Source organism: Kushneria aurantia DSM 21353 (genome assembly GCF_000382245.1).
GTDB lineage: Bacteria > Pseudomonadota > Gammaproteobacteria > Pseudomonadales > Halomonadaceae > Kushneria > Kushneria aurantia.
This window is the reverse complement of record NZ_KB907863.1, coordinates 27120-43072: the sequence shown is the minus strand read 5'-3', so window position 1 is coordinate 43072 and position 15953 is coordinate 27120. Positions and strand designations below refer to the sequence as shown.

The window sequence follows — 15953 nt, the reverse complement described above, 5'->3', positions numbered from 1 at the left end:
CTCGGAAATGGTCACGGAAGAACGCCTTTCAATATAATAACCCGAGGCGTACAGAGTGTAGACCAGCAGAAGTGGTAGAAAGTTGCCGTCGATATCGCCTGGAGTGTCAGTTATGCCCCCGGCCAGCGGTCAATGCTGATCAGCTCATCGGGATGGCGACGGCTGTCCCATCCCACCTGCTCCAGCATGGGCGCGGCGTAAAATGCCTCGACGTGGCCGATACAGAGCAGTGCGATGGGGACGGCGCCCGGTGGCGCCTCAATCAGGCGTGCCAGCGCGTCCGGCTCGAACAGCGACACCCAGCCGACGCCGATACCTTCGGCGCGCGCGGCCAGCCACAGGTTCTGGATGGCGCAGCTGGCCGAGGCGAGATCCATCTCTGCCATGGTGCGGCGGCCGAAAACATAGCGTTCGCGCTCGCCGCACAAGGCCACTACCCACAGCTCGGGACAGTCACGAATCCCCTCCACCTTGAGGCGCAGAAAGTCATCGCGGCGCTCATCGAGCGCCTCGGCGGTGGCCCGACGCTCCGCGTCCACCAGAGCGGCAATCTGCTCGCGCAGGGTGGCGTCGCGCACCCTGACGAAGCGCCAGGGCTGCATATAGCCGACGCTGGGGGCCTGCCGGGCGGCTTCCAGCAGGCGTGACAGCACCGCCTCGTCGACCGGATCGGGCAGGAAGTGGCGCATGTCGCGGCGTTCGCGAATGGCGCGATAGATCGCCTCACGTTCGCGGTCAGTGTAGGCGTGACGGTTCATGGAATATCCTCGATGGCGGCATCCGCTGCATAGCGAAACGCCTCATCCAGCCGGCGCCAGCTGGCGTCCGCGCCATCATGCAGCCCGATGCGCAGCAGCGACAGCGACGTATCGACCGGCCACAGCCGCGTCAGCACCCCCTGCTCGGCCAGCCGCCGATGCCAGTCAAGCGCCCGCTGCGGCAGCATATCGAAGGCGTTGAAGAGCGCGCTGCGGCGCCGGTACTGTACCTCCTGGCCCAGCCGCTCGGTCAGCCAGTCGCCCTGGTGTTGCGAGGCCGCGTCGAGACGCTGACGCATCGTCGCCTGCCAGTCGCGATCGCGTAGCGCCTCGCCTCCCCCTCGCTGCGCCGGCGCGCTGATCATCCAGGGGCCGGACTGCCCCGTCAGCCGCTCAAGCGGCGTATCCGCCCCGCCTTGACCGATGGCGAAGCCCAGCCGCAGCCCGGCAAGACCGAAAAACTTGCCCAGCGAACGCAGCACCAGCACGTTGTCCGGCAGCGTCGGCAGCAGACTGATAGCGGGCGCACTATCGGCAAAGGCTTCATCGACAATCAGCAGCGCCCCGCGCGGCCTGAGAGCCTGCGCCAGCGCGGTCAGCGCCCGTGGTGTGTGATGCTGGCCGCCCGGATTGTTGGGGTTGACCACCACCATGGCGCGCAGATCGTCAGCCTGTGCGATGTTAAAGCCTCCATCGAGGAGGTCATCGGGGTTGTAGAACCAGGGCCGATGGCCGGCCTGCTGCCAGCGCCAGGCGTGCTCGCGATAGCCGATATGCGGCAGCGCCACGCCGCCGCGCTCAAAAAGCCCGGGCAGCCGCTCGATTGCCCACTGACTGCCAGGTACAGGCAGTATACCGAGCCTTTCGTGAGCAGCCGGCAGATAGTAATCGCGTGCCGCCTCGACAAGCGCGGTGCCGTCGTCCGGCAGGGCGCGGCAGTCTGCGGCGGTAATGGGCGTGATCGGATACGGCCAGGGATTGATACCGGTGGAGAGATCCAGCCAGCGCTGACGTGCAATGCCGAAACGCGCGCTGGCAGTGGCCAGGTCACCACCGTGCACAGGTCGCTCCGACGGCAGGGCGTAATCTCGGGTCATGACAGCAGTAGCGTGATGAGTGCCAGCCAGACTACCCAGATCAGCAGCGCGCGATCAAGCAGCCGGCAGGCGCGGCGGATGGCGTTGGCGTCAGGCGTTGCCCCGGCGCCCAGCACCGGGCGTGGCTGCAGTGTGCCGTGATAGCGGCTCGGCCCACCCAGCCGCACGCCGAGGGCGCCGGCGCCGGCGGCCATCACCGGCCCGGCATTGGGACTTTTCCAGCCGCCGCCCTGCTCTCTCCAGCAGCGCAGCGCCTGACGCAGCCGGCTGCGCGACGCCTTGCGATGCCAGCCGGCCAGCGCATAGCTCAACGCCGTCAGTCGCGCCGGCAGCCAGTTGAGCAGGTCATCGAGGCGTGCCGCTACGCGACCGAAATAGCGATAGCGAGCGTTGCGATAGCCCCACATGGCATCCAGCGTATTGGCCGTGCGGTACAGCACCACGCCGGGTACGCCGGCCACTGCAAACCAGAAAAGCGCGGCGAAAATGGCGTCGCTGCCGTTTTCCAGCACCGACTCGCAGGTCGCCAGCGCGATTTGCGGCTCTTCAAGAGTATCGACATCACGACTCACCATCATCGACAGCTGGCGCCGCGCCTCGGCGATGTCCTGCTGCACCAGCGGCGCCATAACCCGCTCGGCATGCTCTTTCAGGCTGCGCCAGCCGATCGCCAGATAAACCATCAGAGCGGCAAACAGCGTATGCCACAGCCCGGAAAGCCGGTTATCGAGCATGAACGCCAGCGCCACGGGTGGCAGCGTGACGCCCAGCCAGGCGAAAGCGCCACGCGCAATGGCCTGATGTTTTCCGGCCTGCTCGGCGTATAACACGGCCTCGACCCGGTCGGCCCACCGCCCCAGCCATACCAGCGGGTGAAAGCGCCGGGGTTCTCCCCACAACCGATCGAGAAACAGTGCTGTTAGTGTTGTTACCAACATAATAGATAACGGTATAACATCGAGATTCAGCAAACCCTACAGAGCTGCTCGAAGCGTTCACCACTGCGCTGGTTGATACTCACCTGAAAGCGCACCACTCCGGCGTAGGGCAGCTGCAGTTTGTACAAATGCCGTGCCCGTGACGTTGCCATACCCAGCCGCAGCGCTACCCAGCTCTTGATCACACCGGCATGGCTGCATACCAGTAGATGCTCGACGCGGTGCGCCATGGCCAGTGCGATAATGGACTGCCAGCCGCGTTCGATACGTGCCAGAAAGGCACCGTAGTGCTCACCCTGCGGTGGGGGCTGCTGTGCCGGGTCGTGCCAGAAGGCTTCCAGCCTTTCGCGGTCGTGTTCCAGCAGGGTGTCGGTGGGAACACCGTCCCAGTCGCCGAAATCCATCTCGGCGATATCGGCCAGACACTCCAGCGGCGTGCCCCACTCTGCAGCGAGAGCGTCGGCCACCGCGCGACAGCGCGCGAGCGGCGAGGTGATAATGCACCCGGCAGGGGTCAGCCGCCGCCCCGCCGCCAGCATGGCATCGCGACCAGCCGCTGTCAGCGCCACGTCGGCACGACCGCGCAGAGTCTGCTCGGGTCCTTCACAGCGGCCGTGGCGCAGGCAGTCGATGGTCAGGGTGATGAAGTCACTCATCGGTCGGCCCCTTGAGCCGCTGGGGCAGGCCCGCGACCACCCACCAGACCCGCTCGCACTGCTGCGCCAGGCGCTGATGCAGCTGCCCGGTTTCATCGACGAAACGCCGTGACAGGGCGTCTATCGGCACCACGCCCTGCCCCACCTCGTTGCTGACCAGCAGCACCGGGCCGGGTGCCGCCGCCAGCGCCTGCTCGAAGCGTTCGAGTTCATTGGCCATGCGCCCCTCCTCGGCCAGCAGCAGATTGGTCAGCCATAGCGTCAGACAGTCAATCAGCACGAGGCGCCCCGGCGCCGCGCAGCGCTTGAGGGTTTCCCCCAATTGCCGCGGCGTCTCCTCCAGCGCCCAGTGCGCCGGTCGTCGCCGCCGATGTGCTGCGATGCGCGCGCGCATCTCGCTGTCTTCGCCCACCTCGGCGGTGGCGATGTAGGTCACCGCAAGGCCGCTGCGCTGCGCCAGCCGCTCGGCGAAGGCGCTCTTGCCACTGCGAGCGCCACCCAGAATCAGTTCTTTCATCGCCTGTTAAAAATCTCGGTAGGGAAAAAGCGCCGTCAGCGTCAGATAAACGGCCAACTCGCTCACCTGCTGGGCCGCCCCCAGGGCGTCACCGGTAACGCCGCCCAGCTGACGACGGAAAAAAAGCCACGCGAGCCCACCCACCAGGCCGGTAACCGCCAGCACCACCAGAGCGGTCGACGGCCCCAGTGCGGCCAGCGCGACCGCCAGCGCCACGCCGATCAGCCAGCGTCGGTCGCTGGGCCGCTGCGCCCCGGTCATCGCCCTTACCCGACTGCTCTCGTCACGGCGCAGATAGGGCAGCGCCCCCATCAAAAGCGCTGCCAGTGCCCGGCTCAGGCAGTGTGCCGCGATCAGTGCGACCGCCGCCAGTGCCGGCGACAGCGCGCCCAGCAGCAGCAGGCGTCCAACGAAACTGACCACCAGCGCCAGCACGCCATAGCTGCCCACCCGACTGTCTTTCATGATCGCCAGCCGCGCCCCCACATCGCGGGCGCCACCGATGCCGTCGGCGCAGTCGGCAAGGCCATCCTCGTGCAGTCCGCCGGTCAGCAGCAGCAGCGCCACCAGGGTGATCAGCGCTGCCACCGGCAGCGGCCAGAGCAGCGCGGCCAGCAGGTAGATACTTGCCGCCAGCACGCCGATCAGCGCGCCTGCCAGGGCAAACCAGCGCTGACAGCGCGCCAGCGCCTCATTGTCGACCTCTCCCCTGACAGGTAGGGGAATTCGGGTCAGAAAGGTGATGGCAAGGCAGAACCACTGCCACTGTGTCTGCATAGTACTCTTTTCAAGTCATCTGAAGATAACGGTATAAATCAGGAAGAGAGATCGAGCCCCACATCCGCAAACGAGGCCATCTCATTGTAAAAGGCCAGCGCCGAGCGCAGCAGCGGCAGCGCCAGCGCCGCACCGGCGCCCTCGCCCATGCGCAACTGCAGCGACAGCAGCGGCCGCGCCTCGAGTTCATCGAGCAACGCCCGATGGCCACGCTCGCTGCCGCAGTGGGCGAAGATCAGGTAGTCCCGCGTCGCCGGGTAGAGGCGGCAGGCGTAGCACGCCGCCACGGTGGTAATAAAGCCATCCACCAGTACCGCCATGCCGCACTCCGCGGCACCCAGAATGGCGCCCACCATGGTGACGATCTCGAAGCCGCCCAGCGCTGCCAGTGAGTCACGCGGGCTGTCCAGCACCGCGGCGTGGCGGGCCAGTGCCTGCGTCACGATATCGCGCTTGCGCCTGTAGGTGTCGGCGTCGATGCCACTGCCATCACCGACGCAGGCCGATACCGGCAGCCGGGTCAGCGCCGCCATCAGGGCGCTGGCGCTGGTGGTATTGCCGATCCCCATCTCCCCCAGCGCGATCAGATTACTGCCGCGGTGATGCTGTTCGTGCGCCAGCCGGCGGCCGTTGGCCAGCCCCTCATCCAGTTGCGCGAGGGACATCGCGGCCTCGCGGTGTAGCGGCGCGGTACCGGCGCCCAGACGCGCATCGGTGAGCCATGCCTGCGCTGCCGGCGGGGTCACGATGCCGCAGTCGATGACCCGCAGTGCCATCTGCGCCTGGCGGCAGAACACATTGACCGAGGCGTCGCCGGCTCCGAAACGCGACACCATCAGAGCCGTCACCTCGGCACCGGCGACCGACACCCCCTCGGTGACCACCCCGTGGTCGCCGGCGAACAGCAACAGCGTGGGTGATGTCAGTTGCGGCTGACTGTCGCCCAACAGTCGCACCAGCTGCAGGGCGAGCGTTTCCAGCTCGCCCAGCGCGCCGGGCGGCTTGAGTCTGGCGTCGATGCGGCGGCGGATGTCGACGTCAGCGTCGCGGCTCAGCGGGGTAATATCGAATGTCATCGGCTCGACTCGATGGAGAGCGGGTGCGCGGACATTACCAGGCCGCTCGAACGACAGCAACGACCATGGCTTGACGCCCACCCTCGCGCCGCTCAGGATTGAGGTCGCTCGGGTGCCCGCGCCTTCGACAGCTCGTCGCAGGCCGGGATAATCGGGAAAGTGATGCGATTTCACTGCTGTCCCCGCAACGGTGATCGAGACAGCGCGAAGCCGACGCCACCGGTGAGGTTACCGGGAAGGCACTTCGCGCGTGGAGGCGCCCCCTCCTGCTCGTCAGCCCGGAGACCGGCCCGGCGATATTATCCTTTTCAACCATGCGTACGGGTCGATACGCAGGAGTCAGCATGTTACAGATTTCACTTCGGCAGTTCGCCTCCCGAGGGGCCAGGGCCGGCGTCGGTTATTCGTTGCGGCCCGGGAGTGGCGCATGAACGACGCCCCCGAATTTCCCTTCTCCGCGGTGGTCGGCCAGGCGCCGCTCAAACTGGCGCTGGTGCTGTGCGCCCTCGACCCGCGGTTGGGCGGCGTGCTTGCCAGCGGCCCGCGCGGCGCCGCCAAATCGACGCTGGCGCGCGGGCTGGCGGCGCTGCTGCCGGATGCCGCCAATACGCACTTCGTGACCCTGCCGCTGGGCGCCGACGAGGCGCGCCTGACCGGTACCCTTGACCTGCAGCGCGCCCTCGGCGAGCGCGAGGTCGCCTTTCAGCCCGGCCTGCTGGCACAAGCCCACGGCGGTGTGCTCTACATCGATGAGGTCAATCTGCTGCCCGATGCGCTGGTCGACCTGCTGCTCGATGTTGCCGCCAGCGGTGTCAACCGCGTCGAGCGCGACGGCGTCAGCCACCACCACGCGGCCGACTTCCTGCTGGTGGGCACCATGAACCCGGACGAGGGCGAACTGCGCGCCCAGCTGACCGACCGTTTCGGTCTTGCCGTGCTCGACCACCCCGCCCCGGACGTCGACGAACGCATGACGATCGTCGCACGCCGCCTCGCCTTCGACCGCGACCCATGGGCTTTCAGCGCCCAATGGCAACCCGCTCAGCAGGCGCTGTCGCAGCGCCTCGAAGCAGCCCGCGCTCGGCTGGCGCAGGTGCAGCTCTCCGACCGGGCCGCGCGCGAGATCGCCGGACGCTGTGTCGAGGCACAGGTCGAAGGCGTTCGCGCCGATCTCGCCTGGCGCCGCGGGGCACTGGCCCACGCCGCCTGGCAGGGGCGCGAGACGGTGACCGACGAGGATATCGAGCCCCTCGAAGCGCTGGTGATGGCCCACCGCGCGCCGCACTGGCTGGCCGGCCGCGACACCAGGACAGCCGATGAGCCGACCGGCGGCAACGCCGCGAGCAAGCCGGAAGACGATACAGGCCAGCGCGGCGAGAACGGGGCGCAGCAGCGCGAGGGGCAGGATAGCACGAGCGGCTATAGCGGCCGCCAGCGGCCCGCAACACCGTCACGGCGCCCCGATCTCAACGGCGGCGATAGTGCCGGCAGCACGGCCGACGACCCCACTGCTGGCCAACCCGGTCCTGACGAACAGGATGAACATGACACCGCCGCCGGTGACTGGGGCGCTCTGGAGACACCCCGGGCGCCAGCGCTGACGCCCGCGGCCGCGCCCCGGCTGCGGCTCGATGCAGCGCCTGTCAGCGCGCCCGGTCACCGACGTACGCCGCGCGGCCACCGCAGTACCGACAGCCACCACATCGACTGGCCCACCAGCCTCGCCGCAGGCCTGCCACGCCGGCCCGATCAGCTGCGCCACCGGCGCGAGCCACGGCGCCCCGAGCTGCTCGAGTTTATCCTGCTCGATACCTCCGGCTCGGCGCTGGAGAGCGGCGCACAGGGCGCCAGACGGCTGGAGCGGGCGCTGGGCGCAGTCGAGCAGATCAGCCGACGCGCCTACCTCGCCCGCCATCAGTTGATGATCAACGGCTTTGGCGGCGCAACGGTGCGCGAACTTGTCGCTCCGCAGCGCGCCCCGCGCCGCCTCGACGGCCTCGCCGAGCGGCTTGGTGCCGGCGGCGGCACGCCGCTGCGGCGGGCGCTGCTCGACGCCCGTCGACGCATCACTCGGCTCAGGCGTCACCATCCCGAGCGCGCCATTCGACTCTGGATCGTGACCGATGCCTGTAGCCGCGACGACTTCGCGATCGCTCCACTGGCCGCCGAGGTGCACGTTATCGACTGCGAACTGCTACAGCGCCAGGGCCGTCGCGGCCGCGCCGCCGAACTGGCCGCCGCGCTGGGCGGTCGGCTTCACCATTTCGAGGCGGCGCCCGCGCCGGACGCCGCGACTTCGACCCGGGAGGGCCATGCGCCATGAACGATCAGAGCGACAGCAGCGACGCGCGCTACCAGCGGCGCATGGCCAACAAAAAGCGCGTGGTGGATGAGCGCATTCGCAGCGCCAGCGAAGAGCGTGGCGTGCTGATAGCGCTCAAGGGCAACGGCAAGGGCAAGAGCAGCTCGGCGTTCGGTACCATGGCGCGCGCCCTGGGTCACGGCCAGCGCTGCGCCGTTATCCAGTTCGTCAAGGGGCAGCGCGAGACCGGCGAATACCGCTTCTTTCGCGACCAGCCGCAGGTCGATTTCCACGTCATGGGCCATGGCTTCAGCTGGGAGGTGCGCGACGTGCACAAGGAGCGCGAGGCTGCCGAGGCCGCCTGGGCGCTGGCCGAAGGCTATCTGAATGACGCGCGCTACCACTTTCTGCTGTTCGATGAACTCTCCTACATGATCAAGTACGGCCACCTGAGCGCCGAGCGTATCGCCACCGCGTTAAGCCATCGCCCCCGCCATCAGAACGTGATGCTGACCGGGCGCACCCTGGCGCGTGAACTGGCCGATATCGCCGACACCATCAGCGTGGTACAGGATGAGCGTCACGCCTTTCGTCTTGGCGTCAAGGCGCAGCCGGGTATCGAGTATTGATGAATTCCAACAGTATTCAATGTCCTGCGCTGCTGATCTCCGCCATGGCCTCCGGCCAGGGCAAGACCACCGTGACCGCTGCTCTGGCGCGCTACCACCGGCGCCAGGGGCGGCGAGTGGCGGTATTCAAGACCGGGCCGGACTACCTCGACCCGCAGATTCTGGCCCACGCCGCCGGCAGCCCGGTCGCGCCGCTCGATCTGTGGATGGCGGGCGAGGCTTTCTGTCGCCAGCAGCTCCACCGCGCCGCCCGGGAGGCCGACCTGATTCTCGTCGAAGGGGCCATGGGGCTTTTTGATGGCACCCCCTCCAGCGCCGATCTGGCAATCGCCTTCGGCCTGCCGGTGGCCTGTGTGCTCAACGCCCGCGGCATGGCGCAGACCGCCGCCGCAGTGGGCCTCGGGCTGGCCCGCTTTCGCCCCGAAATGCACTTCCATGGCCTGGTGGCCAATGCCCTGGGCAGCGAGCGCCACCGTCAGCTGATTGCCGACAGCCTGCCCGCCGATGCGCCGCTGCTCGCCAGCCTGCCACGCCGCGACGAACTGGCGCTGCCGTCGCGCCATCTGGGGCTGATACAGCCCGGTGAGGGCGACGACCCCCATAATCGCGAGCTGGATGCCCGTCTCGATGCCGCCGCCGAACTGCTGGCCGACACCCCGCTGGCCGAACTGCCGCCCAGCGTGCCCTTCACCGCCGCCGAGATCGCTCCCCCGCCGCCGCTGCTCGTCGGGCGACGCATCGGCGTGGCCCGCGACGCCGCCTTCAGCTTCCTCTATGCCGCCAACCTGCAACTGCTGGAAGCGATGGGCGCCGAGCTGCGCTACTTCTCGCCGCTGCGCGATAAACACCTGCCGGCCGGACTCGACGCCCTCTGGCTGCCGGGAGGCTATCCCGAGCTGTACGCCGCGCGGCTGGCCGCCAACCGCAGCATGGCAGCCTCGATCGCCGCGCTTGACGCCGACGGCAGCGCGATTGTGGCCGAATGCGGCGGCATGCTGTATCTACAGCAGACGCTTACCGACCAGCAGGGCGTGCGCCACCGCATGGCGGAGGTGCTACCGGGTCACGGCGAGATGCGCAGCAAAAGAGGCTGCCAGGGGATGCAGAGCGCGCCGCTGCCGGAGGGCGAGATACGTGGCCACGCCCACCACCACTCGCGCAGCCACGACACTCTCGACCCCATTGCCCACGGCGTGCGCGCCAGCCATCCGGCGCCGGGCGAGGCGATCTTCCGCCGCGGTCAGCTCACCGCCAGCTATCTGCATCTCTTTTTTCCCTCGCAGCCGCAGGCGGTGGCGGCGCTGTTTGGTGCGCCGCCGGGTGTCGAGCCCCCCAAAGAGCGTCAAAATGCGACGAGCGGCGCATGACGCCAACAATCGAGGCGGTGGGTATCGCCGTTGGTGTGGGCTGTCGACGCCACTGCCCGCCCGAGGTGCTGGCGACACTGGTCAGCGCGGCGCTGGAGGGCGCCGGGCTGAGCGTTGATGACGTCAGCCTGCTGGCCAGCCTGGTCGACAAGGCCGATACCCCGGCCATTGTGGCACTCGCCGAGCGTCACGGCTGGCCGCTGCAAACGCTGCCGGCGGCACAGCTGGCACTTTACGAACATCGGCTGAGCCACAAAAGCGAGGCCGCGCGGCGCGTTCACGGCACGCCCGGGGTCGCCGAAGCGGCGGCGCTGGCCAGCCTGGAACAACAGGGCGGCAGTGCGCGACTGCTGCTGCCACGCCGTCACAACCGCTGGGCAACGGTCGCCATTGCCACCGCCGGATAGTCCGACCGGCTCAATTTTCAGGAGGTTTTCATGACCCGCCCCACACTACACAAGGTGCCTGCCACAGTGGTCACCGGCTTTCTCGGCAGCGGCAAGACCACCCTGCTGTCGCATCTGCTGCGTAACGCCGGCGGGCGACGCATCGCGGTGATCGTCAACGAGTTCGGCGAGCTGGACGTCGACGCCGAGCTGGTGCGCGGCTGCCAGCTGGAGGGCTGCGAGGAAGAGGCCGCCGTAGAGCGCGAACAGGGCGTCTTCGAACTGGCCAACGGCTGCATCTGCTGCACCGTCGAGGAAGCGTTCCTGCCGGTGATGCAGAAACTGGTCGAACGCCGCGACGAGATCGATCACATCCTCATCGAGACCTCCGGCCTGGCGCTGCCCAAACCGCTGGTGCAGGCCTTCAACTGGCCCGACATCAAACAGTTCTGCACCGTCGACAGCGTGATTACGGTGGTCGACGGCCCGGCGCTGGCCGCCGGCCGGGTCGCCCACGACCACGAGCGCATCGAGGCGCAGCGCCGCGCCGACGACAGCCTCGACCACGACCCTACCCTGCAGGAGCTGCTCGACGACCAGCTCGCCTCCGCCGACCTGGTGGTGATCAGCAAGGGCGACGCCCTGGAGGCGCCGAGCCGCCAGGGCGTCGAGCAGCGGCTGCGCGCTGAACTGCCCGAACGAGTGCAGACCCTGTGGGCGACTCACGGCGAGGTCGACGTGGCGGCGGTGATGGGCATGGCGCTGGCCTCGGAAGCGCGGGTCGAGGACGTTCACACCCACCACGACGACCACCACGCCGAGGGGCGCGAGCATCACCACGCCCACGACGACTTCGATTCCTGCGTGGTCACCCTGGGCAGCGTCGACGGTAAGCGGCTGGCGGCGGCGCTGGAGGGCGAGCTGGCCCGCCAGACCATCTACCGGGTCAAGGGTTTCGTCGATGTCGGCAAGCCCATGCGCCAGGTGCTGCACGCCGTCGGCAACCGCCTCGACCAGCACTTCGACCGCCCCTGGCGCGGCGATGAAACGCGCCAGACGCGGCTGGTGGTGATCGGCCGCGAACTGGATCGGGCGCAGCTCGAACGTGCGCTGGGCGAGGCAGAAACGGCTGCTGCGCCGGTTGAGTGATGCGCGCAGGAGACGACCTGCTGCGTCAACCGAGCGCAGGTTGAAGCAAGGGTCTTTCGACAGAACGTCGAAAGTAGCGCCCGGGGAAGGGGTCATAGCGCCCTTGCGGAGACCCGCTCTCGGTTATGCACTTCCCATCCAGGAGCCCTTATGCATCTTCTGACAGCCCAGCCCGGCGGTTTCACCGACGATGCCGGCATCATCGACCTGGCACAGACGTCGGCCGAGCTGGTGATGCTATCCGCCGCCGATAGCGTGCTGAGCCTGTTCGCGTCCGTTATCGAAAGCGAAGACGATGCGTCGCGCCCCTCGGTGCGGCTGGCCAACTGGATGAACCTGCTCAAGCCGGCGGCGTTCGATCTGTATCGCGACCGGGTGCTGGACGCCCGCAGCGACGAGGCGCCACAGGGGCCGAAGGTCGTGCTGCTGTCGCTGCTGGGCGGCGCCACCTACTGGCCCTACGGCCTCGAGCAACTGCAGGCCTGGGCCGCGCGACCGGGACGCACCCTGATCGTGGTGCCGGGCGAGGATATGGAAGATGAGGCGCTGCTCAACGCCGGCACGGTAGCCTACGAAGATGCCCGCCGCGTCTGGCGCTATCTGCGCGAAGGGGGGCTGGAGAACGCCCGCTCGCTGCTCGGCTGGCTGGGCGAGCGCTTTCTCGACCGCCCGCAGCCGTGGCGCGAACCGCGCGTGCTGCCGCGCGTCGGCCTCTACCTGCCGGGCGGCCACAGCCCGGCCACTATCGACGACTGGCGCGCGCGCTGGCAGCCCGAGCGGCCGGTGGCGGCGCTGGTGTTCTACCGCAGCCATCTGCAGCAGGGCAACACCGCCGTTTTCGACGCCCTGATCGAGGAGATCGAAAGCGGCGGTTTCAACCCGCTACCGGTAATGGTCGCCTCGCTCAAGGAGCCGCTCTGCCTCGATACTCTCGATGCCCTGATCGAACGCAGCGACGCCAGCGTGATGCTCAACACCACCGGTTTCGCGCTGGCGGGCGGCGCCAGCGGCGCGCCCTCCTCGACACTGTCGCGCTATCGGCATCCCTGGACGCGGCGCATTCCCATCCTGCAACTGATCATGGCCGGCACCAGCCAGGCGGCCTGGCAGGACCACCCCAAAGGGCTGCGTCCGCGGGATATTGCCATGCATATCGCCCTGCCGGAGATCGATGGGCGCATCATCACCCGGCCGGTGGCGTTCAAATCGGCGCAGCGCTACGCCACTCGCTGCCAGCATCAGGTGGTGGTCTATCAATTGCACCGCGAGCGCAGCCGCTTTGTCATCGAACTGGCGCGGCGCTGGGCGGCGCTGGCCACCGGTGCCAACGCCGACAAGCGGGTGGCGCTGGTGCTGGCCAACTACCCGGCCAGCGACGCGCGCATCGGCAACGGCGTAGGGCTGGATACCCCCGCCTCGACGCTGGCCATTCTTCACCGGCTGCGCACCGAGGGCTACCCGGTCGGCGACGTGCTGCCCGACGACCCCACGGCGCTGGTCGAGTGGCTCACCGAGACGGTCACCAACGACGCCGACAGCCGCCGTCGCGGGGCGGCGCAGAGCCTGTCGCTGGCCACCTATCGGCAGCTTTTTGCGCGCCTGCCGGCGGCGTCCCGTCAGGCGGTCATCGCGCGCTGGGGGGAGCCCGAGCAGGACCCCATGCAGCGCCATGGGCGGCTGATGATCGCCGGCATGCGCCTTGGCGATACTTTTATCGGCGTACAGCCGGCGCGCGGCTTTGGCATCGACCAGGCGGCGGCCTACCACGATCCCGACCTGCCGCCCACTCATGGCTATCTGGCCTTCTACTTCTGGCTGCGTCACGTCTACCGCGTCGATGCCTTTGTCCACGTCGGCAAGCACGGCAATCTCGAATGGCTGCCGGGCAAGGGAACGGCGCTTTCCGGCGAGTGCTGGCCGGACATCGCGCTGGGGCCGATGCCGCACCTCTACCCCTTTATCGTCAACGATCCCGGCGAAGGTGCCCAGGCCAAGCGCCGTGCCCAGGCGGTGATTGTCGATCACCTGATGCCGCCCATGAGCCGTGCCGGCATCCACGGCGATCTGGCCGAGCTGGAGCGCCTTACCGACGAGTACTACCAGGCCGAAGGGCTCGACGAACGCCGCGCACAGTGGCTGATCGAGGCAATTCTCGAGCGGGTCAAAAACTCCCATGTACTGGAGGAGCTGCGCCAGACGCCATCGGCGCGCTCACGCGGCGAGCACTCGAGCACCGGACAGCGCAGCGATTCGTCCGCACAGGCGATTATCGACGACGATCAGCAGCTTCTGCAGGCGCTGGACAACTACCTCTGCGACATCAAGGAGGCGCAGATTCGCGACGGCCTGCACGTGCTGGGCCAGCTACCGCAGGGCGAGTCGCTGCGCGATACCCTGATCTCGCTGGTGCGCCTGCCGCGCGGCGATAGCCCCGAGGCACAGGGGCTGATCCACGCGCTGGCGGCGGATTTCGACCTCTTTGCCGAGGACCGCGATTTCGATCCGCTGGCCAGCGACGCCGCGCCCTGGCCCGGCCCCCGGCCGCAAGCGCTGGCGGCACTCGACGATCGCGCCTGGCGCACCCGTGCCCACACCCGCGAGCGGCTGGAACAGCTCGCCTGCCGGCTGGTCGAGACGCATGTCATCAATGCAGGTCCCTACCGAACAGTAAGCGGACCCCGGCAAGACGGATTCGATAGCCTGCCTGCGCCGTTCTCGCCACCGGGAGAGCGTGCCGGAATTCCGGCGGCACCGGCAGCAGATTTGTGCAAGGGCGCTATAAACCCCTCCATGGGCGCTACTTTCGCCATCCCTGGCGAAAGACCCTTGCGTCAACCTGCTTCCGGTTCCGTAACGACCGGTTTTTTGCCATGTACTCTTGAACGAACCGCGCCACTGCTCGCCTTTATGCGCGACAGCCTGCTGCCGCTGCTGCACGAAAGCGTCGACAACGAACTGGCCATGCTGATCGAAGGGCTCAATGGTGGCTTTGTGCCTCCCGGCGCCAGCGGCGCCCCCAGCCGCGGCCGACTCGATACGCTGCCCACCGGGCGCAACTTCTACACCCTCGACAGCCGCGCCATGCCCACCGCCACCGCCTGGACACTGGGGCAGAAGGCGGCCGAGGCGCTGGTCATGCGTCACCTGCAGGAGCACGGCGACTATCCGCGCAGCATCGGCCTGTCGGTGTGGGGTACCGCCACCATGCGCACCGGTGGCGACGACATCGCCCAGGCCTTCGCCCTGATGGGAGTGCGCCCGATCCGCACGGCGGGCACCCAGCGGCTGGCCGACTTCGAAGTGATCCCCGCCTTCCAGCTGGGTCGTCCGCGGGTCGATGTCACCCTGCGCATCTCGGGCTTTTTCCGCGACGCCTTCCCCGGCCTGATCGATTTGTTCGACTGCGCCGTGCGCGCGGTCGCCGAGTTCGACGAACCGGGCGACGCCAACACCATTGCCGCCAACGTGACAGCGCGCCGCGAGGCCCTTGTGCGCGACGGCCTGGATGCCGACAGCGCCGCCCGCCAGGCCGGCTTTCGTATCTTCGGCCCGCGCCCCGGCGCCTATGGTACCGGCCTCAAGGCGTTACTCGACGGCGGCCGCTGGGAGGACGAAAGCGATCTCGCCGAGGTCTGGATCAACCATGGCAGCTACGCCTGGGGCAAGGGCGTCGAGGGCGAGCCCGCCACCGACGCCCTGCGCGGCCGGCTCGGCACGCTGCAGGCGGTACTGCAAAACCAGGACAACCGCGAGCACGACCTGCTCGACTCCGGCGACTACAGCCATTTTCTGGGCGGCATGAGTACCGCTGCCCGCGCCGGTGGCGCCTCCCCGGCGCTCTACTTTGGCGACAACGCCAACCCGGCCAGCCCCGCCGTACGCTCGCTGAAAGAGGAGATCAATCGGGTAATGCGCGCGCGGGTCACCAATCCAAAATGGATCGCGGCCATGCAGCGTCACGGCTACAAGGGCGCCTTCGAGATGGCCGCCAGCGTCGACTACCTCTACAGCTGGGACGCCACCACCGGCCAGGTGGCCGACTACCAGTATCAGCAGATCAGCGACGCGCTGCTGTTTAACGACGACAACCGCCGCTTTCTCGACGACCATAACCCCCGGGCGCTTCAGGAGATGGGCGAACGGCTGATGGAAGCGATCGAGCGCGGGATGTGGCAAGCGCCCGGTGAATATGAAAGGCGTTTGCAGTCGCTGCTGCTGGAGATGGATGAGCGCCGGGAGATGGCGGCACCGGGCTGACAGCCTTCGCCTGAGCTGTACGGGCGCGGCAACACCAACTAGAC

At 68.1% G+C, this 15953-nt stretch carries 13 protein-coding genes and 1 riboswitch; of the genes, 6 read left to right on the top strand and 7 right to left on the bottom strand.

The window, feature by feature from the left end; genetic code table 11:
* Window positions 1-110: 110 nt before the first annotated feature.
* The 7 genes from bluB to cobT are packed head-to-tail and all read right to left on the bottom strand — an operon-like array spanning window position 111 to window position 5819.
* Window positions 111-758 carry a 5,6-dimethylbenzimidazole synthase gene (bluB, locus tag H146_RS0101815; protein ID WP_019950139.1) on the bottom strand — a complete coding sequence of 216 codons (648 nt, stop codon included), beginning with the start codon at window positions 756-758 and terminating at the stop codon, window positions 111-113.
* Window positions 755-1819 (bottom strand): threonine-phosphate decarboxylase, encoded by a 1065-nt coding sequence (locus H146_RS18150; protein ID WP_019950138.1) that lies wholly within the window; start codon window positions 1817-1819, stop codon window positions 755-757. Before H146_RS18150 ends, bluB begins: the two co-directional genes overlap by 4 nt.
* Before the next feature lie 32 nt (window positions 1820-1851).
* Window positions 1852-2793: an adenosylcobinamide-phosphate synthase CbiB gene (gene cbiB / locus H146_RS0101805; RefSeq protein WP_033195360.1), complete on the bottom strand. Its 942-nt coding sequence runs from the start codon at window positions 2791-2793 to the stop codon at window positions 1852-1854.
* 26 nt (window positions 2794-2819) lie between these two features.
* Window positions 2820-3449, bottom strand: a complete 630-nt coding sequence (locus H146_RS18145; protein WP_019950136.1) for a histidine phosphatase family protein — start codon at window positions 3447-3449, stop codon at window positions 2820-2822.
* On the bottom strand, window positions 3442-3966 hold the full coding sequence (gene cobU / locus H146_RS0101795; protein ID WP_019950135.1) for a bifunctional adenosylcobinamide kinase/adenosylcobinamide-phosphate guanylyltransferase: 525 nt from the start codon (window positions 3964-3966) through the stop codon (window positions 3442-3444). The genes H146_RS18145 and cobU overlap by 8 nt, the downstream gene beginning before the upstream one ends.
* Window positions 3967-3972: 6 nt before the next feature.
* Window positions 3973-4743, bottom strand: a complete 771-nt coding sequence (gene cobS / locus H146_RS0101790) for an adenosylcobinamide-GDP ribazoletransferase (protein WP_019950134.1) — start codon at window positions 4741-4743, stop codon at window positions 3973-3975.
* 38 nt (window positions 4744-4781) lie between these two features.
* Window positions 4782-5819 (bottom strand): nicotinate-nucleotide--dimethylbenzimidazole phosphoribosyltransferase, encoded by a 1038-nt coding sequence (gene cobT, locus H146_RS0101785; protein ID WP_019950133.1) that lies wholly within the window; start codon window positions 5817-5819, stop codon window positions 4782-4784.
* 92 nt (window positions 5820-5911) lie between these two features.
* Window positions 5912-6127, top strand: a riboswitch (cobalamin riboswitch).
* A gap of 119 nt (window positions 6128-6246) precedes the next feature.
* On the opposite strand from cobT, the gene H146_RS0101780 reads away from it, so the two are divergent.
* The 6 genes from H146_RS0101780 (at window position 6247) to cobN (ending at window position 15909) form a co-directional block, all read left to right on the top strand.
* Entirely contained in the window at window positions 6247-8142 is a 1896-nt protein-coding gene (locus H146_RS0101780) for an AAA family ATPase (protein WP_019950132.1), read from the top strand.
* Entirely contained in the window at window positions 8139-8750 is a 612-nt protein-coding gene (gene cobO / locus H146_RS0101775) for a cob(I)yrinic acid a,c-diamide adenosyltransferase (protein ID WP_019950131.1), read from the top strand. The genes H146_RS0101780 and cobO overlap by 4 nt, the downstream gene beginning before the upstream one ends.
* Window positions 8750-10117: a cobyrinic acid a,c-diamide synthase CobB gene (locus H146_RS0101770; protein ID WP_019950130.1), complete on the top strand. Its 1368-nt coding sequence runs from the start codon at window positions 8750-8752 to the stop codon at window positions 10115-10117. The genes cobO and H146_RS0101770 overlap by 1 nt, the downstream gene beginning before the upstream one ends.
* Window positions 10114-10524 (top strand): cobalamin biosynthesis protein, encoded by a 411-nt coding sequence (locus tag H146_RS0101765; protein ID WP_019950129.1) that lies wholly within the window; start codon window positions 10114-10116, stop codon window positions 10522-10524. The genes H146_RS0101770 and H146_RS0101765 overlap by 4 nt, the downstream gene beginning before the upstream one ends.
* A 30-nt stretch (window positions 10525-10554) precedes the next feature.
* Entirely contained in the window at window positions 10555-11652 is a 1098-nt protein-coding gene (gene cobW, locus H146_RS0101760) for a cobalamin biosynthesis protein CobW (protein ID WP_019950128.1), read from the top strand.
* 150 nt (window positions 11653-11802) lie between these two features.
* A complete protein-coding gene (gene cobN, locus H146_RS0101755) occupies window positions 11803-15909 on the top strand; it encodes a cobaltochelatase subunit CobN (RefSeq protein ID WP_019950127.1) in 4107 nt (1368 codons plus the stop codon).
* Window positions 15910-15953 lie beyond the last annotated feature (44 nt).